24 protein-coding genes and 1 tRNA gene are annotated in these 25545 nt (G+C 64.5%); 18 read left to right on the top strand and 7 right to left on the bottom strand.

Annotated features, from left to right (window positions below; all coding sequences use genetic code 11):
* Positions 1 to 23 precede the first annotated feature (23 nt).
* The 11 genes from VGN68_RS06930 (at position 24) to VGN68_RS06880 (ending at position 13105) form a co-directional block, all read left to right on the top strand.
* Positions 24 to 602 carry a DUF2062 domain-containing protein gene (locus tag VGN68_RS06930; RefSeq protein ID WP_327475285.1) on the top strand — a complete coding sequence of 193 codons (579 nt, stop codon included), beginning with the start codon at positions 24 to 26 and terminating at the stop codon, positions 600 to 602.
* A 96-nt stretch (positions 603 to 698) separates the two neighbouring features.
* The gene (locus VGN68_RS06925; RefSeq protein WP_327475128.1) at positions 699 to 2759 is read left to right on the top strand and encodes a M13 family metallopeptidase; all 2061 of its coding nucleotides are present in this window, start codon (positions 699 to 701) and stop codon (positions 2757 to 2759) included.
* A gap of 122 nt (positions 2760 to 2881) precedes the next feature.
* Positions 2882 to 5230 carry a hybrid sensor histidine kinase/response regulator gene (locus VGN68_RS06920; protein ID WP_327475283.1) on the top strand — a complete coding sequence of 783 codons (2349 nt, stop codon included), beginning with the start codon at positions 2882 to 2884 and terminating at the stop codon, positions 5228 to 5230.
* Positions 5223 to 5573, top strand: coding sequence for a response regulator (locus tag VGN68_RS06915; protein ID WP_327475126.1), 351 nt, complete (start codon positions 5223 to 5225; stop codon positions 5571 to 5573). The genes VGN68_RS06920 and VGN68_RS06915 overlap by 8 nt, the downstream gene beginning before the upstream one ends.
* Positions 5574 to 5708: 135 nt before the next feature.
* A complete protein-coding gene (gene recA / locus VGN68_RS06910) occupies positions 5709 to 6788 on the top strand; it encodes a recombinase RecA (RefSeq protein WP_327475124.1) in 1080 nt (359 codons plus the stop codon).
* A gap of 237 nt (positions 6789 to 7025) precedes the next feature.
* Entirely contained in the window at positions 7026 to 7631 is a 606-nt protein-coding gene (locus tag VGN68_RS06905; protein ID WP_327475122.1) for a hypothetical protein, read from the top strand.
* A 254-nt stretch (positions 7632 to 7885) separates the two neighbouring features.
* The gene (gene speB, locus VGN68_RS06900) at positions 7886 to 8701 is read left to right on the top strand and encodes an agmatinase (protein ID WP_327475120.1); all 816 of its coding nucleotides are present in this window, start codon (positions 7886 to 7888) and stop codon (positions 8699 to 8701) included.
* Between the two features lie 18 nt (positions 8702 to 8719).
* Positions 8720 to 9346, top strand: coding sequence for a glutathione S-transferase family protein (locus VGN68_RS06895; RefSeq protein ID WP_327475118.1), 627 nt, complete (start codon positions 8720 to 8722; stop codon positions 9344 to 9346).
* On the top strand, positions 9336 to 9923 hold the full coding sequence (locus VGN68_RS06890) for a hypothetical protein (RefSeq protein ID WP_327475116.1): 588 nt from the start codon (positions 9336 to 9338) through the stop codon (positions 9921 to 9923). Before VGN68_RS06895 ends, VGN68_RS06890 begins: the two co-directional genes overlap by 11 nt.
* 72 nt (positions 9924 to 9995) lie before the next feature.
* Positions 9996 to 12632 carry an alanine--tRNA ligase gene (alaS, locus tag VGN68_RS06885; RefSeq protein ID WP_327475114.1) on the top strand — a complete coding sequence of 879 codons (2637 nt, stop codon included), beginning with the start codon at positions 9996 to 9998 and terminating at the stop codon, positions 12630 to 12632.
* Complete coding sequence (locus VGN68_RS06880) at positions 12629 to 13105, top strand: SRPBCC family protein (protein ID WP_327475112.1); 477 nt, start codon at positions 12629 to 12631, stop codon at positions 13103 to 13105. Before alaS ends, VGN68_RS06880 begins: the two co-directional genes overlap by 4 nt.
* 347 nt (positions 13106 to 13452) lie before the next feature.
* Here the strand turns inward: VGN68_RS06880 and VGN68_RS06875 are convergent, their stop codons facing one another.
* Both VGN68_RS06875 and VGN68_RS06870 read right to left on the bottom strand, forming a co-directional pair.
* Entirely contained in the window at positions 13453 to 13866 is a 414-nt protein-coding gene (locus VGN68_RS06875) for a holin family protein (protein WP_327475110.1), read from the bottom strand.
* 61 nt (positions 13867 to 13927) lie between these two features.
* Positions 13928 to 14497: a glycoside hydrolase family 108 protein gene (locus tag VGN68_RS06870; protein WP_327475108.1), complete on the bottom strand. Its 570-nt coding sequence runs from the start codon at positions 14495 to 14497 to the stop codon at positions 13928 to 13930.
* A 71-nt stretch (positions 14498 to 14568) separates the two neighbouring features.
* On the opposite strand from VGN68_RS06870, the gene VGN68_RS06865 reads away from it, so the two are divergent.
* Positions 14569 to 15546 carry an NADPH:quinone oxidoreductase family protein gene (locus tag VGN68_RS06865; RefSeq protein WP_327475106.1) on the top strand — a complete coding sequence of 326 codons (978 nt, stop codon included), beginning with the start codon at positions 14569 to 14571 and terminating at the stop codon, positions 15544 to 15546.
* Positions 15547 to 15646: 100 nt separating this feature from the next.
* Positions 15647 to 15976 (top strand): EF-hand domain-containing protein, encoded by a 330-nt coding sequence (locus tag VGN68_RS06860; RefSeq protein ID WP_327475104.1) that lies wholly within the window; start codon positions 15647 to 15649, stop codon positions 15974 to 15976.
* 65 nt (positions 15977 to 16041) lie between these two features.
* On the opposite strand, the gene VGN68_RS06855 is transcribed toward VGN68_RS06860, so the two are convergent.
* A tRNA-Pro gene (locus VGN68_RS06855) sits at positions 16042 to 16118 on the bottom strand.
* A 276-nt stretch (positions 16119 to 16394) separates the two neighbouring features.
* Here VGN68_RS06855 and yajC point away from each other — a divergent pair.
* From yajC to secF, 3 genes are read left to right on the top strand one after another with little or no spacing between them, the layout of a single operon-like run.
* On the top strand, positions 16395 to 16724 hold the full coding sequence (gene yajC, locus VGN68_RS06850; protein WP_327475102.1) for a preprotein translocase subunit YajC: 330 nt from the start codon (positions 16395 to 16397) through the stop codon (positions 16722 to 16724).
* Between the two features lie 53 nt (positions 16725 to 16777).
* Complete coding sequence (gene secD, locus VGN68_RS06845) at positions 16778 to 18391, top strand: protein translocase subunit SecD (RefSeq protein WP_327475281.1); 1614 nt, start codon at positions 16778 to 16780, stop codon at positions 18389 to 18391.
* A gap of 12 nt (positions 18392 to 18403) precedes the next feature.
* On the top strand, positions 18404 to 19384 hold the full coding sequence (gene secF / locus VGN68_RS06840) for a protein translocase subunit SecF (protein ID WP_327475100.1): 981 nt from the start codon (positions 18404 to 18406) through the stop codon (positions 19382 to 19384).
* Positions 19385 to 19504: 120 nt separating this feature from the next.
* On the opposite strand, the gene VGN68_RS06835 is transcribed toward secF, so the two are convergent.
* Entirely contained in the window at positions 19505 to 20677 is a 1173-nt protein-coding gene (locus VGN68_RS06835) for a glycosyltransferase (protein ID WP_327475098.1), read from the bottom strand.
* A 106-nt stretch (positions 20678 to 20783) separates the two neighbouring features.
* Positions 20784 to 21344 carry a helix-turn-helix transcriptional regulator gene (locus VGN68_RS06830; protein ID WP_327475096.1) on the bottom strand — a complete coding sequence of 187 codons (561 nt, stop codon included), beginning with the start codon at positions 21342 to 21344 and terminating at the stop codon, positions 20784 to 20786.
* 88 nt (positions 21345 to 21432) lie between these two features.
* Here VGN68_RS06830 and VGN68_RS06825 point away from each other — a divergent pair, with 88 nt between their 5' ends.
* Positions 21433 to 21915: a DUF6456 domain-containing protein gene (locus VGN68_RS06825; RefSeq protein ID WP_327475094.1), complete on the top strand. Its 483-nt coding sequence runs from the start codon at positions 21433 to 21435 to the stop codon at positions 21913 to 21915.
* A 202-nt stretch (positions 21916 to 22117) separates the two neighbouring features.
* Here VGN68_RS06825 and VGN68_RS06820 read toward each other — a convergent pair whose 3' ends face one another.
* Positions 22118 to 22774: a suppressor of fused domain protein gene (locus tag VGN68_RS06820; RefSeq protein WP_327475092.1), complete on the bottom strand. Its 657-nt coding sequence runs from the start codon at positions 22772 to 22774 to the stop codon at positions 22118 to 22120.
* A 105-nt stretch (positions 22775 to 22879) separates the two neighbouring features.
* On the bottom strand, positions 22880 to 24655 hold the full coding sequence (locus tag VGN68_RS06815) for an ABC-F family ATP-binding cassette domain-containing protein (RefSeq protein ID WP_327475090.1): 1776 nt from the start codon (positions 24653 to 24655) through the stop codon (positions 22880 to 22882).
* Between the two features lie 133 nt (positions 24656 to 24788).
* Between VGN68_RS06815 and VGN68_RS06810 the strand changes: the two genes are divergently transcribed.
* Positions 24789 to 25535, top strand: a complete 747-nt coding sequence (locus VGN68_RS06810; RefSeq protein ID WP_327475088.1) for an SIMPL domain-containing protein — start codon at positions 24789 to 24791, stop codon at positions 25533 to 25535.
* The last annotated feature ends 10 nt before the right edge of the window (positions 25536 to 25545 follow it).

Genomic DNA, 25545 nt, shown 5'->3' with positions numbered 1-25545 from the left:
AGCCCAAGGACAAGGCGGCGGTGATGAACTGGATCCGCCGCAATTCGCCGACGCGCGACGAACTGCTCGCGAGCCGTTTCGTCAAGCCGTTTGCCCATCGAGTCGCGCACAGCCATTTGTGGCGTTTCACCCGCACCTCGGTGCCGCGCGGGACGGCGCTGGGCTTGTTCGTCGGTATCTTCTTTCTGATCCCGGGTATCCAAATTTTGGGAGTCGCGCTGCTCGCGCTGCCGGTCCGCGCCAACATCCCGATCGGCGCCGCGATGACCTTTTTGTCGAACCCGGTGACGACGCCGTTCATCATCCTGGCGTCGGTGTGGTTGGGCGACTGGCTGTTTGGGTTGCAAGCCAATAGCGCGACCTTTGCGGCGATGATCGAACATGGTGCATCGGCAGGCGAATGGGTGAGCTGGGTGTTTTCGGATGCCGCCCCGGCCTTGATGGCAGGCCTGCTGGTCATATCCGTCGTGTCCGCGGCGATTGGCTATGTGCTCGCCGCGATCTTTTGGGACAATTGGATCCGCCTCCGCTGGCGGCGCAAATTGCGCCGCGCGCGCGACCAACGACATGAGCCATCGACGAGCGACACCCCCGCCGGTTGAACCGCCCGCGCGCCGTCGTATAGCTATCCCATCGCAATCCGGTGCTGCGCTACCGCACAGCGCGTGGTTGCTTGGTTTTGAAAACTGGGGACTATCATGACTCTTTTGCATGTTTCTTCGCGCCTGCTGGCGACCGCCGCGCTGGGCGCTGTACTGATGACCTCCGCGCCGGCTGTTGCCAAGGAAAAGGCCGCGCCCGCGCCCGCTGCCGAACCGGCGGCCAAGCCCGAGCTTGGTACCTTCGGCTTCGATACCGCGGGCATGGATACGAGCGTTGCGCCGGGCGACGATTTCTATGCCTATGCCAATGGCACCTGGGCCAAGAACACGCCGATCCCCGCCGACAAGTCCAACTATGGCATGTTCACCGCGCTCGGCGACCTCTCGCAGCAGCGCACCCGTGAAATCCTCGAGGCGGCGAAGGCCGATCCGAACAGCATGATCGGCCGCAACTATGCCGCCTATCTGGATGGCGCGGCGGTCGAGGCGAAAGGACTGGCGCCGATCCAGCCGTGGCTCGCCAAGATTCGCGCCGTCGACAAGCCGGGCCTTGCCGCGCTGCTCGCCGAAGCCGACCGCAACGGCGTCCAGCACTTCTTTGGCGGCTACGTCGGCCAGGACGACAAGAACCCCGAAGTCTATATCTACACGATGTTCCAGGGCGGCATCGGCATGCCCGACCGCGATTTCTACCTGAAGGACAATGAGCGCAACGCCAAGTTGCAGGCGGCTTACCTGAAGCATCTGGAGAATGTGCTGACCCTGGCGGGCGAAACCAACGCAGCGGCGCGCGCCAAGGCGATCTATGATTTCGAAAAGCAGATCGCGACCGTCCATTGGGACAAGAACGACAGCAGCGACGCGACCAAAGTCTATAACAAGATGACGATCGCTGAGCTGGCGGCCGCGGCGCCGGGCTTTGATTGGGCGACCTTCATCCGCGGCATTGGCGTCAACGAGGATTCGCTGCTGGTGTCGCAACCGAGCGCCTTTACCGGCGAAGCCAAGCTGCTCGCCGACGCGCCAATCGCGGTGATCCGCGACGCGCTGCTGGTGCGCAGTCTCAACGGATTTTCGGGCGTGCTGCCCGAGAAGTTCGCGCAGGAAAGCTTCTCTTTCTATGGTACTGCTTTGTCAGGCACGCCGCAGATGCAGGAGCGTTGGAAGCGCGCGGTCGATTTCACCACCGGCAATTTGGGTGAGGCCGTCGGCGAGGATTATGTCGCGAAATACTTCCCGCCCGAAACCAAGGCGGCAATGGACGAACTTGTCAGGAATGTCCTCGCCGCAATGGGCCGCCGTATCGACGGCCTCGCGTGGATGCAGCCGCAGACCAAGGTCAAGGCGAAGCAGAAGCTGGCCAATTTCACGACCAAGATCGGCTACCCCGACCGGTGGAAGGATTATAGCAAGCTGGAGATCAAGGCGGACGACCTGTTCGGCAACGCGCTGCGCTCGAACCAGTTCGCCCACGACGACAATATCAGCCGCCTCGGTGGTCCGATCCGGCGCTGGGAATGGGGGATGACCCCGATGACGGTCAACGCCTATGCCAATTTCGGCATGAACGAGATCGTCTTCCCCGCCGCGATCCTGCAGCCGCCCTTCTTTGACCCGCACGCCGACCCGGCGATCAACTATGGCGGCATTGGCGCGGTCATCGGCCATGAAATCAGCCATCATTTCGACGATCAGGGCGCGAAATATGACGAGACCGGCAAGCTCGCCGACTGGTGGACCCCCGCCGACGTCGCGGCATTCGAGGCCGCGGGCAAGGCGCTGATCGCGCAATATGACGCCTATGAAGTGCTGCCCGGCGAAAAGCTCGACGGCACCTTTACGCTGGGCGAAAATATCGGCGATCTGGCGGGCCTGACTGTTGCCTATGACGCGTACAAGGCGTCGCTGGGTGGCAAGGAAGCACCGGTGCTGGGCGGGCTGACCGGCGACCAGCGTTTCTTTCTCGGCTGGGCGCAGGTGTGGCGGCGCAATTATCGCGACCAGAATCTGTCGCAGCGGATCACGACCGATCCGCATTCGCCGTCGATCCAGCGGACTTGGGTCTCGCGCAACCTTGACCCGTGGTATAAGGCGTACCAGATCAAGGAAGGCCAGAAGCTATATCTGGCGCCCAAGGACCGTGTTCGCATCTGGTGATGCGCCGATAAGAAAGACTGTCATTGACCGCGACGAGCCTGCCTTCCGCTGATTCCGATATCGGCAGGGGGGCGGGTGGCGTCGGCCCGCTCGTAGTGCCGAACGGGCTGTCGCGTGTCGATATGGGCCTGCTCGGCGGGCTGGCGCTCCTTTCGGTGGCGCTGCTGTTCTGGGCCACACGTGACACGGTGCTCGCCGCAGGTTTCGCCGCCGGACTTGCGCTGGCGGTTGGTGGGGTGGTGCTGGCGCGCCGCTTGTTCCCCGCCGCCGTCGCGGTTGATGCGGCGGCCCCCGATTGGACGATGCTGCGCCAAGCGGTAAATCATGACGATGTCGCAATCGCGGTCACCGACCGCGCCGGGCGCATGGTGTGCGCGAATGATTTGTTTGGCACCTGGATGGGCGGTTTCGTCACGCCGCCGGGGCTGCCGCTCGAAGGCCGCGGTGCCGATGTGCTGAAGAATGCCGGGCGCACGGCCTGGCGCGATGGCGAAGGGCGCGCCGACGGGCTCGCGATCGGGCCGCTGCAACTGCGCGCGCAGGTGACGCGGACGGGGCAGGCGGAGGATTATCTTGTCTGGCGCTTTTCGGCGGTCGAGCGGCTCGATCTCGCGTCGGAAATCACCCGCCACCTTGACGGACCTGCGGGACGCACGCTCAGCCATGCCGGGGTGATGGCGGCGCTGGTCAACGCCGAAGGGCGACTGCGTGTCGCCAATCAGGCGTTCCTGCTCCGTGCGCTGGGCGAGGATGATGCCGGCCATTATGCCGGCCGCGATGTTGCGCCGATGCTGCGGATCGACGACGGAGGCGCGCTCTATTTCGCGCGCGAGGGCGATCGCGCCACCCCGGTGCGGATGCTGCAAATCCCGCTCGCTCCGGCCGACACCAATGGCCCCGTGCTGCTCGCGCTGCTCGACGAGGAAATGGGTCCGGCCGACCGCGGCACCGCACAGACCTATGTCGAAACCTTGCTGTCGCTGTTGCCGTTCGGGCTGGCGATGGTCGATCGCGACGGGCGTTTCCTGTACATGAACCGCGCGTTCGTGCGCGCCGCGAATCTGGGCGAGGGCAAGATGCCGCGCTACCCTGGCGACATTGTGGTGGGCGAGGACAAGGGGCCGCTCGCCGACATGATCCGCCGCCACAGCAGCGGGCAGCAGGTCGGCGGCGACCTGTCGATCCGGCTGGCGGGGCAAAGCGGCGATCCGGTGTCGATCCGCGTCGTCGGGGTCCGCGGGCTGGGCGAGGCGGCGGTGCTGCTGAGCCTGAAGGATTCGAGCGAGGAATCCCGGCTGAAGCGCCAGGTCGCGCAGGCGTCGAAGATGCAGGCGGTTGGCCAGCTGGCCGGCGGGGTCGCGCATGATTTCAACAATATCCTGACCGCGGTGCTTGGTGCCTGCGACCTGATGCTGATGCGTCACACGCCCGGCGACAGCGACTATGACGACATCCAGCAGATCCGCAGCAACGCCAACCGCGCCGCCAGCCTGACGCGGCAACTGCTCGCTTTTTCGCGGCAGCAGACCCTGCGCCCGCAGATCCTGCAACTGCCCGACGTGATTTCGGAGGTATCGCACCTGCTCAAGCGGCTGATCGGCGAGACGGTGCAGCTGGCGGTCCATCATGGCCGCGGGCTGGGCGCGGTGCGCGCCGATCCGGGGCAGCTGGAGCAGGTGATCATCAACCTGGCGGTCAACGCGCGCGACGCGATGCCGGGCGGGGGGACACTGACGATCGAGACCTATCCGGTATCGGCGGCGGATGTGCGCCAGATGGGCAATGAATTCATGCCGCCCGCCGATTATTGCGCGCTCAAGGTCAGCGATACCGGCACCGGCATCGCCGCCGACGTGCTGCCCAAGATATTCGAGCCTTTCTTTACCACCAAGGATGTGGGCAAGGGGACGGGCCTCGGGCTGTCGACCGTTTACGGCATCATCAAGCAATCGGCGGGGTATATTTTTGCCGACAGCCAGCCGGGGCAGGGGACCAGCTTTTTCATCTACCTGCCCGTCCACCGCGCGGGCACCGACACGCCGGTGGTCGCGCCGCCGCCCGTCAAGCCCAAGAAAAGCCAATGGGGCACCGGCACCATCCTGCTCGTCGAGGACGAGGATATGGTGCGCGCGGTGGCTGAACGCGCGCTGACCCGCGCCGGCTATACCGTCGTTACCGCGTCGCAGGGCGAGGAAGGGCTCGAACGATTTGCCCAAATGGACAAGGTCGATCTGATCATCAGCGATGTCGTGATGCCGACGATGGACGGCCCCGCGATGGTGCGCGCCCTGCGCGCCAAGCGGCCCGACCTGCCCGTGCTGTTCATGTCAGGCTATGCCGAGGAGCAGCTCCGGCAGTCGATCAACATTGACGATGTGGCGTTCCTGCCCAAACCTTTCTCGGTCGCGCAATTGGCCGAGGCAACATCGGCGGCGCTGGATGACGCGGCGCACAGGATGAAAAATGGCTGACACTCCGCGTATCTTGCTCGTCGAGGACGATGTGCTGATTGGCATGATGCTCGTCGATATGTTCGACGCGCTCGGTCTGCCCGAACCGGCGCAGGCGTCGACCAAAGACGAGGCGCTGGCGATCATCGCGAGCGAATCATTGGGCGGCGCGCTCGTCGATATCAACTTGGGCGACGAAAAGGGCTGGCCGGTTGCGGATGCGCTGGCCGAGCGCGGCATCCCCTTTGCCTTCACCTCGGGTGGCGGCGACATTCTGCCGCCTGCGCACGCGCACCGCAGGCTGGTCGCCAAACCGTTTCGGATCAGCGATATCGAAGTCGCGCTGGCCGAATTCGAGGCGTAGCAAACACGGCGTCCCAGCGTCGGCGACCGGGAAGAGATATTTTTGTTCCACTCTTGTTCTTTGAGAACAAATGCCGTACATAGGTTCGGCGTTGCGATGCTTCTGTCGTCGCTCTAGAGCTGGAAGGGTACGGTAATGGCCGGACAATTGTCACTCGTCGAATCGGGGAAATCAGTGAACAACACGGACAGGCAGAAGGCGCTCGACGCCGCGCTCGCGCAGATCGATCGCGCCTTTGGCAAGGGCTCGGTAATGAAATTGGGCTCGAAGGAAGCGATGCAGGTCGAGGCGATCTCGACCGGTTCGCTCGGCCTCGACATCGCGCTCGGCGTCGGCGGCCTCCCGCGCGGCCGCGTCATCGAAATCTATGGCCCCGAAAGCTCGGGCAAGACCACGCTCGCGCTGCACTGCCTGGCCGAAGCGCAAAAGGGCGGCGGCACCGTTGCCTTCGTCGATGCCGAACATGCGCTCGACCCGGTCTATGCGCGCAAGCTCGGCGTCAACATCGACGAACTGATCGTGTCGCAGCCCGACACCGGCGAGCAGGCGCTGGAAATCGTCGATACGCTGGTGCGCTCGAATGCGATCGATGTGCTCGTCGTCGACTCGGTCGCGGCGCTTGTTCCGCGCGCCGAAATCGAGGGCGAGATGGGCGACAGCCATGTCGGCCTGCAAGCCCGTTTGATGTCGCAGTCGCTGCGCAAGCTGACCGGTTCGATCAGCCGCTCGCGCTGCATGGTGATCTTCATCAACCAGCTGCGGATGAAAATCGGCGTGATGTACGGCAATCCCGAGACCACGACCGGCGGCAACGCGCTGAAATTCTACGCCTCGGTTCGCCTTGACATCCGCCGTACCGGGCAGATCAAGAATGGCGACGAAATCGTCGGCAACACGACCAAGGTCAAGGTCGTGAAGAACAAGGTCGCGCCGCCGTTCAAGCAGGTCGAATTCGACATCATGTACGGGCAGGGCATTTCCAAGATCGGCGAGATTCTCGATCTGGGGGTCAAGGCCGGGATCGTCGAAAAGTCGGGCGCCTGGTTCAGCTATGACTCGATCCGCATCGGGCAGGGCCGCGAAAATGCCAAGACCTTCCTCAAGGAAAACCCCGAACTGATGGACCGGCTCGAAGCCGCCATCCGCAGCCGCACCGACGCGGTGGCCGAAGAAATGATGGCCGGCCCCGACGACGAGGGCGACGACATCAACTGATCCCGATCCGGTCGGTTCGCATGGGCGGGCCGACGGGGAAACGGCGGCGGGTCTCCAGCCCCTTGCACCTGCACTCCCCTCTCCCCGCAGGTGGACCCGCCGGCCGTTGACCTTTTGGGCTGTGGCGGCTTTTTTGGTGTTGCTGGAGACGGCGGCTTTGGGGGTGGCAAGCGGACCGGCTGGTTTTCGGGCAAAAGATTCCATTGCGGACGGTCTTCAGCAGTTTAGTCTAGCGGCATGAACGACGTAAAGTTGCTGACTGAGCTAAGTGGGTCGATGCTAGCGGAATCATTTCCGTCGAATTATGGCGTTGCCGCAATAAGAGCGGGAGAGGCCATGTCTTGCTTGCTCGCTTCACGACAACAGTGGACGGACCGATTTACAGTCCAAGTTGAAGGCGAAAGGGTTCTGATACCGACACGACTTCGCTTTACGTCCCAAGCGCCCGCTCTTGCTAAGAACGATGGGGCTTGGCAGTTCGTCCGTGCCTTGCAATCTCGAAGCGGCGATGGGTTTGAGCGTCAACGCGCTGCCCGCGATCTACTAACTGAAATACAGCCTTGGGCTGCTCCCTTTATCGTTGCACTGATCAGCGAATACATTGTCGAGATTTTAGACGACATTGCCTCATCCCTGACATCGGAAAATGAGCGGACGCTTGCCGCTTTCGTCGTCCAGAATGAAGCCTACTGGAATAAGACCAAGCGCCGGGTGGCGAGTTATTGGGACGTATATTATCGATCGAACCACAGCGGTGAGATGCGCCGAGCTTATCGGCGAAACGAGTATGTTGGCTTCAAGCTAATCGACCGGCTCGAAACGGCGGCTTATGGAAACCTCTAAGCAGACGCGTAATGGCCGATTTTGGTCGGAAGCGGATGCCTTTTCATTTCCGTTCGTGTCGCGCGAAGTCGAGACACCCATCGGCCATGCCCGGTCTCGCGCGGCATCTCGACTTCGTTCGATGCGAGCGGGGGTGGAAAGGATGGGGCGGTGGTTGCCCGGGGTCCATTCACATTGGCACCGGGCGTCATCTGTCCAACGCAATCGTCCGCACCGCGCCTTGCGCGAGCCTCGCCAACAGCTACAAGCGAGCCATGCCTGCGATCCGCCTCTTTGGCCTGCCCACCGATATCAACAGCAGCTTCGAGCGCGGCGCGGCTGCCGGGCCTGCGGCGATCCGCGCAGCGCTGTTCAGCGATCGCGGCAATATGGCTAGCGAATTAGGGCCGGAGATCGGAGCCGACGTCGCATTCACCGACGACGGCGATCTGTCGCTGACCGAAAACACCGCGCAGGACGATGCCGCGATCCGGCGGCATGTCGTGATGCTGCAAGAGGATGGCGAGGTGCCGCTGGCGCTGGGGGGCGATCATGCGGTGACCTTTCCGCTCGTCGCGGCCGCGGCGACCTGTTTCGGGCCGGTGAATATCCTCCATTTCGACGCGCACCCCGATCTCTACGATGATTTCGCGGGCAACCCGCGCAGTCATGCCTCGCCCTTCGCGCGCATCTGCGAGGCGGGTCACGCGGCACGGTTGGTGCAGGTCGGCATCCGGACGCTCAACGGTCATTGCCGCGAACAGGCGGCGCGCTTCGGGGTCGAGGTCATTCAGATGGCCGATTTCACCCCCGATCGTGTCCCTGTCCTCGACGGCCCACTCTATATCTCGATCGACCTCGACGGCATCGATCCGGCGGCGGCGCCCGGCGTCGCGCATCCCGAGCCGGGGGGACTGACGGTGCGCGAAGTGCTGGCGGTGCTGCACAAACAGACCGCGCCGATCGTCGGCGCCGACATCGTCGAGCATCATCCCGGCCGCGACATCGGCGATGTCACCGCGATCCTTGGCGCCAAGCTGGTCCGCGAGCTGGCCGCGCTGATCGACCGCAACGGCATTTACAAGACCTGACCCCCTGAGGAGAATGAAATGACCCTGATCGTCCACCATCTGAACAACAGCCGCTCGCAGCGCATCCTGTGGCTGCTCGAGGAAATCGGCGCGCCGTATGAGATCAAATTTTATGACCGCGATGCGACGACCAACCTGGCGCCGCCCGAACTGATCGCGGTCCATCCGCTCGGCAAGTCGCCGGTGATTTCGGATGGTGACCGCGTCATCATCGAGTCGGGGGCGATCACCGAATATCTGTGCGAGCGGCATGGCGGCGGCCATCTGGTTCCCGAGCGCGGCACCGACGACCATATCAGCCACCTCGAATGGCTGCATTTTGCCGAAGGATCGGCGATGACCCCGATCCTGCTGCGCATCTATACGTCGCGGCTGGGCGAGGCGGCGGCGCCGCTCGAACCGCGGATCAACCAGCAGCTCGACGCGCATTTCGCCTATATGGAGAGCCGCGTCGGCGACAACGGCCATTTCATCGGCGACAGCCTGTCGGCGGCGGACATCATGCTCAGCTTCCCCGCCGAAATCGCGATCATGCAGGGGATGGCGCCGCGCTATCCCAAGCTCGCCGCCTTTGTGAACGCGTGCCATGCGCGCCCGGCCTGGCAGCGCGCGCGCGAAAAGGGCGGCGCCTATTATGGCTATTGACCGGTGGCGCTGGTTGCCGCTCGCCGCGCTGGGGCTGATTGCCAGCGCAGCGGCGGCGCAGGTGCCGCCGCTCGGTCCCGAGGTTGAGCGGATCGCGACCGCCGCCGACGGCGAGGAATTTACCGTCGCGGAGGCCGACGAAAGCGCCGCTATGGGGCGTTTTGCCGCCTATACGATGGCGCTGGCGAAGCGCGATTATGCCAGCGCCTATACGATGCTGCGGCTGTCGTTCCAGGCGGCCAACCCGCGGCTGGAATGGGAAATGAACCTGCGCAAGCGCCCGACCCTGTGGGCCGACGGCACGCTCCGCGTGCTGCGCGTCAGTTGGTATGCCGACCCTGCAGGGCAGCCGCCGGGGCTGTACGCCGCGTTCGATTTCCGCGGCGATCGCCAGGACGGCACGATGGATTGCGGCTATGTCGCGGTCCACCGCACTGCGCCGGGTGCCGAATGGACCGTCGTGCGCACCGATACGTCGGAGGTGCCGCCCGAGCTGATCGAGGATGGCGTGCCCAAGGCCGACGTTCTGCGCCAGCTGCCCTGTTATCTGGGCAAGGGAATCGCCACCGCCTTTTGACTGATTGGGCCGATGACGGTCATCGACACGAAGCGGCTTGTCGCATGACGGCAAAGTCCCTAATTCGCGCGCATGACATCGACCAACGACATTCGCCGCTCGTTCCTCGACTATTTCGGGGGCACCGGGCACCATATCGAGCCGTCGGCGCCGCTGGTGCCGTACAACGACCCGACGTTGATGTTCGTCAACGCGGGGATGGTGCCGTTCAAGAATGTCTTCACCGGGCTGGAAAAGCGGCCGTACAGCACCGCGGTGTCGGCGCAGAAATGCGTCCGTGCTGGCGGCAAGCATAACGACCTCGACAATGTCGGCTTCACCGCGCGGCATCATACCTTCTTTGAAATGCTGGGCAATTTCTCGTTCGGCGACTATTTCAAGGAACAGGCGATCCTCCATGCGTGGACGCTGATCACCAAGACCTGGGGGCTGGCGCCCGAGCGGTTGACGGTCACCGTCTATCACACCGACGACGAAGCGTTCGACCTGTGGAAAAAGATCGCCGGACTGCCCGAAGAGCGGATCATCCGCATCGCGACCAACGACAATTTCTGGTCGATGGGCGACACCGGCCCGTGCGGGCCGTGCAGCGAAATCTTTTACGACCATGGCGACCATATCTGGGGCGGCCCGCCGGGATCGCCCGAAGAGGACGGCGACCGCTTCGTCGAAATCTGGAACCTGGTGTTCATGCAGTATGACCAGCGCGGCCCCGGCGATCGTGTTGACCTGCCGCGGCCGAGTATCGACACCGGCATGGGGCTGGAGCGCGTCGCGGCGGTGTTGCAGGGCGTCCACGACAATTATGACACCGACACGTTCAAGGCGCTGATCGCGGCGTCGGTCGACCTGACGAGCGTTCCCGCCGAGGGCGCGACGCAGGCGAGCCACCGGGTGATCGCGGACCATTTGCGCGCCTCGAGCTTCCTCGTCGCCGACGGGGTGCTGCCGTCGAACGAGGGCCGCGGTTATGTGCTGCGCCGGATCATGCGCCGCGCGATGCGTCACGCGCATCTGCTGGGTGCCAAGGATCCGCTGATGTATCGGCTGCTGCCGTCGCTGACCGCCGAGATGGGCGCTGCCTATCCCGAGTTGATCCGCGCGCAGCCGCTGGTCGCCGAGACATTGGAGCGCGAGGAAACCAAGTTCCGCCAGACGCTCGACAAGGGGCTGAAGCTGCTCGACGAAGCGACGGTCGGGATGGGCGCGGGGGCGACCTTGCCCGGCGAGGTCGCGTTCAAGCTCTACGACACCTATGGCTTCCCCTATGACCTGACCGAAGATGCGCTGCGCACGCAGGACATTGCGGTCGATCGTGCGGGTTTCGATGCGGCGATGGCGCAGCAGAAGGCGGCGGCGCGCGCGGCGTGGAAGGGCAGCGGGCAAAAGGCGTCGGAGGAAATCTGGTTCGACCTGGCCGAAACGAACGGCAGCACCGAGTTCACGGGATATGGCGCAACGGTGGGCGAGGGTCAGGTGATCGCGCTGGTCAAGGATGGCGTTCAGGTCGATGTCGCGCAGGCGGGCGACGAGCTGGTCGTGCTGACCAACCAGACGCCCTTTTACGGCGAAAGCGGCGGCCAGATGGGTGACAGCGGCACGATCGCGACGCTGGGCGGTGCAAAGGCGTCGGTCAGCGACACCGGCAAGCCGCTGGGACGGCTGCACGCGCATCAGGCGAAGCTCGAGGCTGGGACGCTGAAGGTCGGCGATACGGTGCAACTGACCGTCGATGCCGAACGCCGCGACCGCATCCGCGCCAATCACAGCGCGACGCATCTGCTGCATGCGGCGCTCCGCAATCGGCTGGGCGGGCATGTGACGCAGAAGGGCAGCCTGGTCGCCGAGGATCGCTTCCGCTTCGACTTCTCGCATCCCAAGGCACTGACGGCGGAAGAGATCGCCGACGTCGAGGCGGATGTGAATGCGCAGATCCGCGGTAACGAGGCGGTGACGACACGGCTGATGACCCCCGACGATGCCGTCGCGGCGGGCGCGCTGGCGCTGTTCGGCGAGAAATATGGCGACGAGGTGCGCGTGCTGAGCATGGGCAAGGCGACCGAAAATCATTATTCGGTCGAACTGTGCGGCGGGACGCATGTGCGGGCGCTCGGCGACATTGCGTTGCTCAAGATCATCAGCGAGTCGGCGGTGTCGTCGGGTGTGCGGCGTATCGAAGCGCTGACCGGCGAAGCCGCGCGAACATGGTTGAACGGGCGCGACGAGGCACTGAAGGCGGCGGCGGCGGCGCTCAAGACCTCGCCCGACGAGGTTCCTGCGCGGGTTGCGCAGCTGGCCGAGGCGCTGAAGAAGGCCGAGCGCGAGCTCGCTGATGCAAAGAAGGCGCTCGCGATGGGCGGCGGTGGCGGCGCGACTGGGCCTGCTGTCGAACAGGTTGGTGACACAGCGTTTGTCGCGCAGGTCGTCGACGGGCTTGATCCCAAGGAACTGCGCGGCACCGTCGACGGGCTGAAGAAGCAGGTCGGCAGCGGTGTCGCGATGCTCGTTGCGGTCAACGACGGACGCGCTTCGGTCGCGGTCGGGGTGACCGAGGGTGTGGCCCATAATGCCGTCGATCTCGTCAAGCTCGCGGTTGCGGCGCTCGGCGGACAGGGCGGCGGCGGGCGGCCGGACATGGCGCAAGGCGGCGGTCCCGACGGCGGCGCGGCGGATGCGGCGGTGGCCGCGGTCAAAGCCGCGCTCGCTTGAAACCGACCAAGAAGACGCGGCGCACCGATCATGCCGAACGGCTGATCGCGGCGCCGCTGGTCGATGTCTTTTCGGCCTTCACCAGCGAGGCGAAGCTCGCGCGTTGGTTGCCGCCAGAAGGGGCGACGGGCGAATTTGAGCATGTCGACCTGCGGCCCGGCGGCGGCTTTCTGATGCGGCTGACCTTCGACGATGCCGATGTCGAGACCAAGAGCGACGATGATAGCGATATCGTCGAGGTCTATATTCCGACGCTCGACGACGGTCGCCTGATCGTGTGGGAGGTCGAGTTCGTGTCCGACGACCCGCGCTTTTCGGGGACGATGGCGATGCACTGGTATTTGTCGCGGCAGGGCGGCGGGACGCTGGTGACGATCGATGCGCATCATGTGCCGCCGGGGATTTCGGCGAAGGACCATATGGCGGGTTTGAATTCATCGCTGTCGAATTTGGCGGCGGTGGTGGAGGGGTAGCGCGGATCCTTGTTTGGATTCGCGCGGAGATCACAGAGGTCGCAGAGGATTTGTTCACGCGCGGAGACGCGGAGACGCGGAGGAAGAAGAGATGGGCGGCTTTGCCGCCTTTTTCTTTTCTCTGCGTGCTCTGCGTCTTTGCGCGAACATTTTCTTCTCCGCGCCTCTGCGCCTCCGCGTGAACTCGTGAAAAACCGCGCATCCTCGGCGGCGGTGATGGAGGGATAAAGCCATCTCAAATCCCGCTCGCATCGAGCGAAGTCGAGATGTCCCTCGGTGGGGTGCTACCTCGATAGGTGTCTCGACTTCGCTCGACACGAACGGAATTTAAGGTAGGTCTGCTCTCATCAGGCTTCGACTCCCTTCGCTTTCCCCCACGCCCTCGCGGCGGTGTACCCCAGATATCCCGTACCAAAGAGCGCGTAGAGCGGCTCTGGAATGCCCGCGAGATAGGCGTTCATCCCTTCTGCGATGCCCTTCGCCATGTCGGGCCGCGCCGCGGCGATCAGGCCCATCGGGATGGCCCACAGCAGCAGCGCATACATGACATAGAGGAAGCTCGGCCGCGCGCGGCTGGTCCACGGGTCGGCGCTGTTCGCCTCGGCGACGATCGCGGTCATGCGGGTGCGGATCGCTTCCATTTCCTGGCTGCCTTCCAGCTTGAGCAGTTCCAGCTTGGCGCGGTCGCGTGCTTCGGGGTCAGGAATAATCTTGTCGATCAGCTTGGCGATCGGGCCGATCAGGCCTTCGATAATGCTCATTTCGATGCTCCTATATGTTCAAAGTTCAGGGAAGTTCAGCCCAACGGCGCGTTGCGCAGCGTCAAAGCAGGCCGATCCGGTTCGCCAGCCAGCCGTAGAGAAAGGCTTCCTGGCTGGGGCGGCGTTCGGCGAGCGCGATGTAGCGCTCGCCCTGCAGCGCCTCCATCGCGCGCAGCAGCACGGTCTCGCCGCCGGCGCCGCGGGCGCGCAAAAAGGCGTCGAGCGCCGACAAGGTGCGCGGCCCGATCTCGCGATCGACCGCGATGTCGGGATAGTCGCGCGCGGCGCGGTTGAGCGCGTTGAGCGCGCGCTGCAGGAAGCCGACTGCGACGGCGGTGCCCATGTTGACGCCGGTGTCGAACAATTCGGCGGCGATCTGGGGCGCGCGGAGTGCCACCCGGTCGAAGCCGGGACGCAGCCAATAGATGCGGCGATAAATGGCCGCAGCGGTTGCGCGTGGCAAGTCGCGCATCGCGCCGTCATACCCCTGCGCGCGCGCCACCGCCTCGGTAATGCCCCAGCAGGTCGGGCCGCCGCGGTCGGCGGGATGGTTTACATATCGCCCTTCGCGGTCGATGACGGCATCGATCAACGCGTCGGGGTCGAGAGGCCGGGGGTCGGATTTTGGCATGATTCGCTCCTGTGGTTTGATATGCTGACAGAACGAACCATATTGGAACATTGTAGGAAAGGCTTTTCTTCATGCGGGCATTGCAGGTGCGCGAATTGCTGTCCGATCATGCCGGGGCCGGGGTGTCGGATATTCCGGTGCCGCAGCCGGGACCGGGCGAGGTGCGGGTGCGCGTCCGCGCGGCGGCGGTGAATTTCCCGGACCTGTTGATGACGCGCGGTGCATATCAGTTGAAACCCGACCTGCCGTTCGTGTCGGGGCTGGAGTTTGCCGGCGAAGTCGATGCGCTGGGCGAGGGGGTCGGCGATTGGCAGCTTGGCGACGCGGTGGTCGGCGGCAACCGGTTTGGAGCGATGGCCGAACTATGCGTCGCGCCCGCGGCGGCGCTGCGCCCCAAACCCGAGCGGCTGACATGGGAGGAAGCAGCGGCCTATCCGGTCGCGTATCTGACCGCTTATGTGGCTCTGGTCCGCTGCGTGCGAATTGAGGCGGGCGAGTGGCTGCTGGTGCATGGCGCGGCGGGGGGCGTCGGGCTGGCGGCGGTTGATCTAGGCAAAGCGCTCGGCGCGCGGGTGATCGCGGCGGCGAGCAGCGCCGCCAAGCGTGAGGCGATTACGCAGCTTTATGCACCCGACGCGGTGATCGATGGCGGGCCGGGGTTTCGCGAGCGGGTGAAGGCGTTGACCGGCGGGGCGGGGGCAGATGTCATCTTCGATCCGGTTGGCGGCGATATATTCGACGAATCGACGCGCTGCATCGCATTTGGCGGGCGCTTGCTGGTGATCGGCTTTGCGTCGGGGCGCATTCCGGAAGTCTCGGTGAACATGCCGTTGATCAAGGGATTTTCGGTCGTGGGGGTGCGCGCGGGCGAATATGGTCGCCGCTTTCCGGATCGCGGGGCGGAAAATGTTGCGGCGATCGACGCGCTGGCGGCGGCGGGGACGATCCGCCCGCACGTCCATGCCGCGCTGGACCTCGCCGACTGGCGCACCGCCTTTGCGATGCTGGAGCGGCGCGAGGTGGTCGGCAAGGTTGTGCTGAAACCGTGACGAACCGAAACGGCTTGCCATAGTTTTGCGACGTCCAAGCTGTCATGTCGGCGACGGGACATCCCGGCGACGTCGCCGACCATGACCAAAAGGATTGAATATGCAGAAATTGACGATGACGGCCGCGGCGATCGCCCTGGCCATCCCGGCGCTGGCCACCGCGCAGCCCAGACCCGACGACGGCCGCCTGTTTGCGATGCTCGACACCAATGGCGATGGGAAGCTCGACAAGGCTGAGATCACCAAAATGGCCGAAATGCGCGCGCAGCGTCAGGGCGATCCCACAATGGCCTCGCCCGAAAAGGTCGATGCGTTTATCAAGCATGTCGACGCCAACGGCGACGGCGTGATCGACAAGGCCGAAATCGGCGCGATGCGCGCCGCGCGCGCCGGCGCGCCGCCAGCTGAGACTTCGTCAGCCGCGAATTGACCACAAGTGCCGGTGGCGGCTCCGGCCGCTACCCGCCGCTTGCGAGGATTTTCTTGTTTGAAAATTGGTCGGGACGAGAGGATTCGAACCTCCGACCCCCACACCCCCAGTGTGATGCGCTACCAGGCTGCGCTACGTCCCGACCGGCCCTGTTGGGCAGGCGAGGCCACTAGCGCGGGTTGTCGGGGGATGCAAGGCTTCCCTGCGCAAAGTCGATCGACGGAGTGATTGCGGCGGGTGGGCGGCATCGTGCCCTTGACCTGATCGCGATCCTCCCCATTTCGGCGGCGCTTGCCAAGGGGGAGGGCGCAGCGACCGGTTGCGCGCGCCGCCCCTGCGTGATAGGCGCCGCGCCATTATATGCGCGCCGGTTCCGCAGCGGAACGGGCTGCGTTTTCAAACGGAAAGTTTTTCATCCATGTCGACGCAATTGCTTCTGACCCAGGCGGCCGGATCGGGCAGCGGGGCTGCCAGTTTCCTGATGCTGGTCCCCTATCTGCTGATCTTTGTCGTGTTCTGGTTCTTCCTGATCCGCCCGCAGCAGGTGCGCGCCAAGGAGCATCGCGCGAAGATCGCCGCGGTGAAGCCGCGCGATCAGGTGGTGACCGGCGGCGGCATCGTCGGCAAGGTCACCCGCGTCGACGATGATTTCGCCGACGTCGAAATCGCGCAGGGCGTCAAGATCAAGGTCGTCAAGGCGACCCTGGCCGACGTGATGCAGCCCGGCGCCAAGCCCGCCAACGACTGACGCCGCGGGGGCGGCGCCATGCTGCCCCGCGCATGCTATCGGACCTTAACGCCATGCTCGATTTCCCGCGCTGGAAAACCATCAGCATCAGCATCATCCTGTTGCTGGGCATCCTCTTTTCCATCCCCAGCTTCCTGCCCGAAAAGACGCGCGACAGCCTGCCGGCATTTATGCAGGCCAAGGTCAATCTGGGGCTCGATCTGGCGGGCGGCAGCCATTTGCTGCTCGAGGCCGACATCGACGATCTGCGCAAGACGCAGCTCGCCAATATGGAAAAGACCGTCCGCGCCGCGATGAACGGCGAACGCGGACCCGACGATGACATCGCGATCGGCGAACTGACGACCGAGGGCGGCAGGATCAGCTTTCTGATCCGCGACCAGGCGCAGCTCGACGATGCGCGCGACCGGTTGTTCAGCCAGACGCAGGGCGCGGCGATGACCGGCCAGCGCGACTGGAACATCGACATCGTCGATACCACGCGCATCGTGATGACCCCGACCACCGCTGGTCAGACACAAGCGGTCGCCGACGCGATGGATTCGGCGCGCGACATCATCGACAAACGCGTCAACGATCTGGGTACCCGCGAACCGACGATCATCCGCGAAGGCAACGACCGTGTCGTTGTCCAGGTTCCGGGGTTGCAAGACCCCGCGGCACTTAAGGAACTGATCGGCAAGACCGCGCGGCTGGAATTCCGCATGGTCGACCCCAACGCCGACCCCGCCGAAGCCGCTGCGGGCCGCGTCCCGGTGGGCAGCGAAATCGTCCCCTATGCCGAGGGTGAGGGCAGCGGCGCGACGTTCGAAGTGCTGCGCCGACAAGTGATGATCAGCGGCGAACAGCTGATCAACGCCAAGCAAAGTTTTGACCCGCAGTCGAACGAGCCGGTCGTGTCGATCAGTTTCGATTCGGGCGGATCGAGCACCTTTGCCAAGGTGACCGCGCAGAATGTCGGCAAGCGGTTCGCGATGGTGCTCGACGGCAAAGTGCTGTCGGCGCCGTCGATCAACGAACCGATCTTGGGCGGTAGCGCACAGATTTCGGGCAGCTTTTCGGTGGCGAGCGCCAACGCGCTGGCGATCTCGCTGCGCTCGGGCGCCTTGCCGGTGAAGATGGAAGTCGTCGAAGAACGGACCGTTACCCCTGAACTCGGCGCCGATTCGATCCGCAAGGGCGTGATCGCGGGGATCATCGCCACCGTCGCGGTGCTGGTGCTGATGATGGTCGTCTATGGCCGGTTCGGCATCTATGCGAATATCGCGCTGTTCTTTAACGTGTTCCTGATCATCGCGATCATGGCGGCGTTCAACGCGACATTGACCCTGCCGGGGATCGCGGGCTTCGTGCTGACCATCGGTGCGGCGGTCGACGCCAACGTGTTGATCAACGAGCGCATACGCGAGGAATTGAAACGCGGGCGCAAGGTGTATCAGGCGATCGACCTCGGCTATTCCGAAGCCAGCCGCGCGATTTTCGACGCCAATGTCACCAACGTCATCGCCGCGGTGCTGATGTTCTGGTTCGGCTCGGGCCCGATCAAGGGCTTTGCCGTGGTGCTGACCATCGGCATCGTCACCAGCGTTTTCACCGCCGTCACCGTCACCCGCATGTTCGTTGCCCATTGGCTACGCACCGCGCGTCCGACGTCGATCAACATTTAAGGGAGCGAAGAGATGCGCTTGCTCAAACTCGTCCCCGACGACACCAACATCGACTTTCTGCGGTGGCGGAAGGTCGCGTCCTTCATGAGCTTTTTTCTCGTCGTCGTGTCGATCGCGCTGGTCGCGGTCAAGGGGCTGAACCTGGGTGTCGATTTCGTCGGCGGCCAGTCGGTTCGCGTCGAATTTACGCAGGAAATGCCGCCGATCGACGATATTCGCGAAAAGGTCGGCCAGATCGGACTGGGCGAAGCGACGATCCAGCAGTTCGGATCGGACAAGGCGGTGTCGATCCGTACCGCGTTGCCCGAAGGCGACAAGGCCGCCGCAGAGCGGGCCGGGCAACAGCTGGTGGCAGGGATCGAAAAGGCGTTTCCCACCGCCAAGACAGGCTCGGTCGAAACCGTGTCGGGCAAGGTGTCCGGCGAATTGATCCGGACCGGCGCGATCAGCCTGGGTCTCGCGATCATCGGCATTTCAATCTACATCTGGATCCGCTTCGAATGGCAATTCGGGGTCGGGGCGCTGGGCCGCTTGTTCCACGAGGTGTCGCTGACGTTCGGGCTGTTCGCGGTGACGCAGATGCAGTTCGACCTGAACAGCGTCGCGGCGTTGCTGACGATCGTCGGCTATTCGCTGAACGACACGATCGTGGTGTATGACCGCATCCGTGAAAACCTGAAAAAATACCGCAAGATGGACATTGTTCCGCTGCTCAACCTTAGCATCAACGAAACGCTGTCGCGTACCGTGATGACCACGGTAGCGATGGTGCTCGCGCTGGGCGTGCTTTTGCTGTTTGGCCCCGACGTGATTTTCGGCTTTACCGCCGCGATGCTGTTCGGCGTGTTCATTGGCGGCTATTCGTCGGTGCTGATGTCAACGCCGGTGCTGGTGTGGCTCAAGGTCGGCCCCCACAGCTTTGTGCCGCGCACCAGCGCAGGCATGGACGGCGGCGAGCGGGTCGAGCGCAAGGACGACGGCGCGGTCGTCTAACCGGGCAATCCGCCAGAGAAACAGCGCTGCGCTCCCGCGAAGGCGGGAGCCTATCTCCGTTGGGTGCTATTTTGAACCGGCCGGAGATGGATCGCCGCCTTCGCGGGGAAACGCGGCAACTTATGCCAAATGACCGGCGCAGCGGCGGAGATGATCGGCCAGTTCGCGGCCGTTGCGGTCCCAGTCGAAGCGGCCCGCGAGGGTCGCGGCGACGTCTGATGGCGCAGGCGGGTCTGCGAGAACCGCTTCTACCGCGGCAGCAATGGCGTCGGGCGTCCGTTCGACGATCCGTCCCGCCACGAGCGACGTGACCAACTCGGCCGCGCCGCCCGCATCGCTGATGACGATGGGCGTGCCACAGGCGAGCGCCTCGACCCAGGCATTGGCGAGGCCTTCGCTGACCGAGGGCATGACGATAATATCGGCGGCGCGATACAGCATCGGCAGGTCGGCATTGGCGACCGGACCCATGACATGGACGCGGGTTTCGACGCTGAGCCGCTGCGCCAGCGCGCGGTAGCGGCCTTCGGCTTCGCCAGCGCCGGCCAGCCAATAATGGACACCGGGCAGCGCGGGAAGCGCCTCGATCACCAGCGCCTGACCCTTGCGCGGGATGAGCGCGCCGACGGTCAGGATCATCGGGGCGTCGGCGATGCCGAGCGCGGCGCGGGCGGCGGTGCGGTCGCCGGGATGGAAGCGCGCGGTGTCGATGCCCGTGTAGTGGGTGGTGACCTTGGCCGGTTCGATGCCGATCACGGCCATGTCGCAGCGCATCGCGTCCGATACCGCGAGCAGGCCCGCGGCCTTGTCGGCGGCAGCGAGCAATTGCGGCGCGGTCGCGGGGTCATGGCCGAAATGGCTGATGTCGGCGCCGCGCGCCTTGACCGAGAAGGGGAGGCCAAGCGCAGCGGCGACGCGCATCGCGGCGGGGCCGTCGGGGTAGAAGAATTGGGCGTCGATGACGTCGAAGGTCCGACCGCGCACGGCTGACAGCACTGCGCGCGCGACCATCGCCGGGTTGAGGCGGGCGCCGATGCGAGGGATCAGCGGGAAGCGCGGGCGGTGGACGGTGAGACCGTTCCAGCGTTCGGTTCGCGGCAGGGCGCGGAGCTTGCGGTAGCGCGGGTGGAGCGAGAGCGGGAAGGGGGGGAGGCCGACCGGGGCGACGACGGTGAGGTCGATACCCGGTTGCGCGGCAAGCGCGCGGAGGCTCCTTTCGACGAACAGCCCGAAGTTGGGACGGGCGCCGTCGGGGAACAGCGTGGCGATGCTGAGGACGCGGAAGGGGGTCATGCCTGCCCTCTCATCCGTTTGTGCTGAGCTTGTCGAAGCACCGCTTTTCCTTGACGTCGGTGAAAGAAAGGACGGCCCTTCGACAAGCTCAGGGCGAACGGCTGGGCTAGAGAGTGCGGATCAGGCGCACCGCGACCGCTGCCCATGGCGGATTGCTGACCACCTGTTGCCGGGCGCCGGTGCCGAGCGGCAGCAGGTGCAGTTTCTCGCCATCGACGTTGAGCAGGCGCGCGAAGAAGAAGCGCCCGGCGGGACGCGGGACGAGCAGGTCGCGGTTCAGCGCGCTCGTCCAGTCGCCTTCGATGCGGCGGCACCAGATTTCATCGCCGGCGCGGTAATCGCCGATCGACGAGGTGACGCGCACCGCGACCATGTCTTCGGCGGGGCGCGCGGTGAGCGCCTGTTCGACCCGCGTCGGCGCGTGCGCGCCATCGGCGCCGAGATGCGCGGTGATGGTGAGCTGGGTATCCTGCGGCAATTGCACCAGCTCGGCGGCATCGACCCCGAGCGCGGCGGCAATGCGGTTCATCCAGCCTAGCGACAGGTTGCGGGTGCCGGTTTCGAGGCGGCCGATCGTCTGCGCGGTGGTCGGTGGATCGCAGCGCGCGCCGACTTCTTCGAGCGTCAGTCCCTTGGCGCGGCGCACCGCGCGGATGCTGTTGATCATCGCAAAACTTTCAAATAACCAAATCGGTTTCTTCTTTCCTACAAAATAATCCAGTGTCAAGACTTGTCTTCGAATCAAGGAGATTGCCATGACCGCACGCCAGCTTGCCACCTGCCTGCATCCCGATGATCGCATCGATCCCGACAAACGCGGCCCGCAGACGATGCGGCAGGTGACGGTGAATATCGCCGAGAGCCCGATCGCGTGGCTCGCCGCGCGTGGCCATCTGACGCAGGTGCAATTGGGCGCGGGCGAACGGCTGCGCGCCGATTATGAGCGCGCGGGCTTGGCAGCGCGGGTGACGATGCGCTGGGACGCCGCGCCGCCCGCGAAGAGCCGCGGCGGTGCGCGCGCAGCGGATGCGTCGCTGGCGCGGATCGACGCGCACCGGCGCTTTCATGCGGCGCTCGATGCGGTGGGGCCAGGGCTGGCTGACATATGTTGGCGGGTGATTTGTGCGGGGGAGGGGATTGCCGGGGCGGAGAAGGGGCTGGGGTGGCCAGCGCGGTCGGGGAAGCTGGTGCTGGGGCTGGCGCTGGATCGGCTGGCGCGGTTTTACGGGACGGGATAGGTGGGGGTGGACGGCCAGCGGCGATCGGAAGCTGGCGTCAGGCTATGATGAGATTCGCGCAGAGGCGCAGAGAACGCAGAGATTTTTACAATTTCTCTCTGCGTTCTCTGCGCCTCTGCGCGAAATATTTAGAAGGCGACATCCGACCAAAGTCGGACATGGCTGAGTTCGTAAACTTCCGCTGAAAGCCGTCGCACGACCATTATACAGAGAGTGACTTGCGATTGGGATTCGTCACAGGGTGGTATCCTGCAGCTCGGAGTTTCTCGATCAAGGCAAGGGATCCGTGCGTTTTTGCGAACCCGAGTTCGGCATCGGTCATGCCCGTGAAGCCGACCAGAATGACCTGACCAGATGGAAGGGAAAATTCCTGCGGCCCATCCTCCCTCTCCACGAGGATCAGATTGCGCAATTGACAGTTTGGCTGACCATTGAGCGGAGCGCGTAAGGGAATGCGGTCGTGCAACGAGAAGCGGTCTGCTCCGGCATACCGACCGACACCGAGCAGCAGATCAAATGCGAGCATATGCTGCAGCGTTCGGATCGCCCAATCCCCTTGCTCCGATACCGCGAAGGTGAATTCAACCCCAGCACCCGACTCCCCCTCCGGATCATAGTCGGCTCCTTCCTGCTCCCAAGGATTTGAATATCCCGAGGTTACATAGAGCCATGAGGGTCGGTCGGCCGTTGGCGCGAACTCGAAAACGCCGTGAAACAACCAGCGAGGGTCAATGTCCATCTGACCGAAGCGTTCTTCGAATAGCTGCTGAGTGAGGGGGAAGATGCCTCGGCTGATGGGGCCGAATAGGGCCGGATACACCTCTTCCTCGCGAATTTTCCACACACGCTCAAGGTCCACGACGATCCTTCCTGCCCCATACGCTCAAGGGGACGTCTATTATCGGATGGATGAAATCAATAGCCGTCAGGCAGCTTCCCACCCCAAAACGGCCGCGCGGCGGGGTTAGCCCAGCGCCTCGACCTCTTCGGCCAGTGCAAGCCAGCGATCTTCCGCCGCGGCTTTTTCCTCGCGCAGCTTTTCCAGTTTGCCCGTCAGCGCGGTGAATTTTGCATGGTCGCGCGTGAACAAAGTGCCGTCCGACAATTCGGTTTCCGCCGCAGCCATCTCCACCTCAATCGCCTCGATCCGTCCCGGCAGCAGGTCGTAATCGCGCTGATCCTTGTAGCTGAGCTTCTTGCGCGCGGTCGGCGGGGGCGGGGCGGCGGCGGTTGATGCTTTGGTCTTGACGCTGTTCGGCTTGACCCGCTTCGCTTCCCAATCGGCATAACCGCCCGCGACGATATCGACTTTGCCGGTTCCGTCGAGGCCGAGCGTCACGGTGACGGTGCGGTCGAGGAAGTCGCGGTCGTGGCTGACGAGCAGCACGGTGCCGGCGTAATCGGCGATGACTTCCTGCAAGAGGTCGAGCGTTTCGAGGTCGAGATCGTTGGTCGGCTCGTCGAGCACGAGCAGGTTCGATTCGCGGGCAAATTCGCGCGCGAGCAGCAGGCGCGAGCGTTCGCCGCCTGACAGCGCGCCGACGCTGGCCTCCATGACGCCGGGATCGAACAGGAATTCCTTGAGATAGCCCTGAATATGCTTTTTGACCCCGCGCACCTCGACCCAGTCGCCGCCGTCGGCAAGGATGTCGCGGACGGTCTTGTCGGGCGACATCAGGCTGCGCTGCTGGTCGATGATGATGCCGTCGAGCGTCGGGGCAAGGGTGATCTGGCCGCTGTCGGGCTGGATTTCGCCGGTCAGGAGCTTGAGCATGGTCGATTTGCCCGCGCCATTGGCGCCGACGATGCCGATGCGGTCGCCGCGCTGGACGCGGAAATCAAAATTCTTGATGATGACGCGGTGGCCGAAGCTTTTCGACACACCCTCGGCAACGATCACCGATTTCGAGCGCACGTCGTCGTTGGCAAGGCCCAGCTTCGCGACGCCGGGGCCGCCGATCATCGCGGCGCGGGTGGCGCGCATTTCCTTCAGCTTTTCGAGCCGCCCCTGATTGCGCTTGCGGCGGGCGGTGACACCGCGTTCGAGCCAGTGCGCTTCGAGCCGCAGTTTCGAATCGAGGCGCTGCGCGGCGCGCGCTTCCTCGGCGGCGACGGCATCGCTCCATTCTTCGAAACCGCCGAAGCCGATTTCCTTGCGGCGGATGCTGCCGCGGTCGAGCCACAAAGTCTGGCGGGTCAGGCGGGTGAGGAACGTGCGGTCGTGGCTGATCGCGACGAACGCGCCCGTGTAGCGCGCGAGCCAGGATTCGAGCCAGTCGATCGCGGCGAGGTCGAGGTGGTTGGTCGGTTCGTCGAGGAGCAGTACGTCGGGGTTTTGCGCGAGGGCGCGGGCGAGCGCGGCGCGGCGGCGCTCGCCGCCCGAGGCGCTGGCGGCGGTGCGGCTCATGTCGATGCCGAGCTGGTCGGCGATCGCGGCGACCTCAAATTCTTCGGGGGCATCGGGCGCCGCGACGGCGAAATCCATCAACGTCGCGAAGCGCGAAAAATCGGGCTCCTGTTCGAGGATCACGACATGGGTGCCGGGGACGATGACGCGCTTGCCTTTGTCGGGATCGATCTGCCCCGCGAGCAGCTTGAGCAAGGTCGTCTTGCCCGCGCCGTTGCGGCCGATCAGCGCCAGCCGGTCGCGTTCGCCGACGTAGATGTCGAGATCCTGAAACAGCCAGCCGCTGCCCTGCACAAGGCCGAGGCCTTCGTATGAAAGAATGGGGGCTGCCATGATGAACGGCGCGCTACCGATCCATTCAGCATCATGCAAGCGCCGTCCGCGCAAAGGCCGGAACGGGTTCAGTCCGTCTGCGTTACGGGCTGGAAATCGGAAATGGCCGGGGTTCGGCCGACAGGAGAATGAAATGACGAAGCAATTGATCGCCGTTATGGCTACCGGACTGGCGCTGATGGCGGCAACGCCTGCGTTCGCGCAGCAGGGAGGTTCGACGGTGACCGCAGCAACGACGCAGGGACCGATCCTGGCCTTTTCGGTCAGCGAGGAAGTGCGCTCGCGCCCCGATCAGGCGACCGTCGGCGCCGGGGTGACGACCACCGCGCCGACCGCGGTCGAAGCGATGCGCCTGAACGCTACCGCGATGGACAAGCTGATCGCCGCGGCGAAGGCGCGCGGGATCAAGGCCGAAGACATCCAGACGAGCGGCATCAGCCTGTCGCCGCAATATGACTATAACAATCAGGGCAACGGTCAGCCGCCGCGCTTTCTGGGCTATCAGGTGAGCAACAGCGTGCGCGCGACCACGTCGAAGATCGCCGACATCGGCCCGCTGCTCGATGCGCTGGTCGCCGCGGGCGGCACCAATATCGACGGGCCTTCGTTCGGCATGAAGGATCCCGATGCGCAGCTGGTCGGTGCGCGCGGCACCGCGATCAAGGCGGCCGAAGCCAAGGCGGCGGATTACGCGCGGCTTGCGGGTTTCCGCGGCGCCGAGCTGGTGTCGATCAGCGAAGGCGGCAGCTTTGGCGGGCCGCCGCCGCCGGCGCCGCCGATGGTGCGTATGCAGGCTATGGATGCCAAGGCGACGCCGGTCGAGCCGGGGCGCGTTTCGAACACGCTGACGCTGAATTTCCAGTATCGGTTGGTGAAATAGGTTCCTTACT

This window comes from Sphingopyxis sp. (assembly GCF_035998965.1).
In the GTDB taxonomy this organism is placed as follows: Bacteria; Pseudomonadota; Alphaproteobacteria; order Sphingomonadales; family Sphingomonadaceae; genus Sphingopyxis.
This window is presented reverse-complemented; position numbering and strand designations above follow the sequence as displayed.

What these genes read in the sequence shown, in the direction of transcription:
- VGN68_RS06930 (WP_327475285.1), top strand. Translation starts at nt 24, where the DNA reads ATGAACTGGATCCGCCGCAATTCGCCGACGCGCGACGAACTGCTCGCG.
- VGN68_RS06925 (WP_327475128.1), top strand. Translation starts at nt 699, where the DNA reads ATGACTCTTTTGCATGTTTCTTCGCGCCTGCTGGCGACCGCCGCGCTG.
- VGN68_RS06920 (WP_327475283.1), top strand. Translation starts at nt 2,882, where the DNA reads ATGGGCCTGCTCGGCGGGCTGGCGCTCCTTTCGGTGGCGCTGCTGTTC.
- VGN68_RS06915 (WP_327475126.1), top strand. Translation starts at nt 5,223, where the DNA reads ATGGCTGACACTCCGCGTATCTTGCTCGTCGAGGACGATGTGCTGATT.
- recA (WP_327475124.1), top strand. Translation starts at nt 5,709, where the DNA reads ATGGCCGGACAATTGTCACTCGTCGAATCGGGGAAATCAGTGAACAAC.
- VGN68_RS06905 (WP_327475122.1), top strand. Translation starts at nt 7,026, where the DNA reads ATGAACGACGTAAAGTTGCTGACTGAGCTAAGTGGGTCGATGCTAGCG.
- speB (WP_327475120.1), top strand. Translation starts at nt 7,886, where the DNA reads ATGCCTGCGATCCGCCTCTTTGGCCTGCCCACCGATATCAACAGCAGC.
- VGN68_RS06895 (WP_327475118.1), top strand. Translation starts at nt 8,720, where the DNA reads ATGACCCTGATCGTCCACCATCTGAACAACAGCCGCTCGCAGCGCATC.
- VGN68_RS06890 (WP_327475116.1), top strand. Translation starts at nt 9,336, where the DNA reads ATGGCTATTGACCGGTGGCGCTGGTTGCCGCTCGCCGCGCTGGGGCTG.
- alaS (WP_327475114.1), top strand. Translation starts at nt 9,996, where the DNA reads ATGACATCGACCAACGACATTCGCCGCTCGTTCCTCGACTATTTCGGG.
- VGN68_RS06875 (WP_327475110.1), bottom strand. Translation starts at nt 13,866, where the DNA reads ATGAGCATTATCGAAGGCCTGATCGGCCCGATCGCCAAGCTGATCGAC.
- VGN68_RS06870 (WP_327475108.1), bottom strand. Translation starts at nt 14,497, where the DNA reads ATGCCAAAATCCGACCCCCGGCCTCTCGACCCCGACGCGTTGATCGAT.
- VGN68_RS06865 (WP_327475106.1), top strand. Translation starts at nt 14,569, where the DNA reads ATGCGGGCATTGCAGGTGCGCGAATTGCTGTCCGATCATGCCGGGGCC.
- VGN68_RS06860 (WP_327475104.1), top strand. Translation starts at nt 15,647, where the DNA reads ATGCAGAAATTGACGATGACGGCCGCGGCGATCGCCCTGGCCATCCCG.
- yajC (WP_327475102.1), top strand. Translation starts at nt 16,395, where the DNA reads ATGTCGACGCAATTGCTTCTGACCCAGGCGGCCGGATCGGGCAGCGGG.
- secD (WP_327475281.1), top strand. Translation starts at nt 16,778, where the DNA reads ATGCTCGATTTCCCGCGCTGGAAAACCATCAGCATCAGCATCATCCTG.
- secF (WP_327475100.1), top strand. Translation starts at nt 18,404, where the DNA reads ATGCGCTTGCTCAAACTCGTCCCCGACGACACCAACATCGACTTTCTG.
- VGN68_RS06835 (WP_327475098.1), bottom strand. Translation starts at nt 20,677, where the DNA reads ATGACCCCCTTCCGCGTCCTCAGCATCGCCACGCTGTTCCCCGACGGC.
- VGN68_RS06830 (WP_327475096.1), bottom strand. Translation starts at nt 21,344, where the DNA reads ATGATCAACAGCATCCGCGCGGTGCGCCGCGCCAAGGGACTGACGCTC.
- VGN68_RS06825 (WP_327475094.1), top strand. Translation starts at nt 21,433, where the DNA reads ATGACCGCACGCCAGCTTGCCACCTGCCTGCATCCCGATGATCGCATC.
- VGN68_RS06815 (WP_327475090.1), bottom strand. Translation starts at nt 24,655, where the DNA reads ATGGCAGCCCCCATTCTTTCATACGAAGGCCTCGGCCTTGTGCAGGGC.
- VGN68_RS06810 (WP_327475088.1), top strand. Translation starts at nt 24,789, where the DNA reads ATGACGAAGCAATTGATCGCCGTTATGGCTACCGGACTGGCGCTGATG.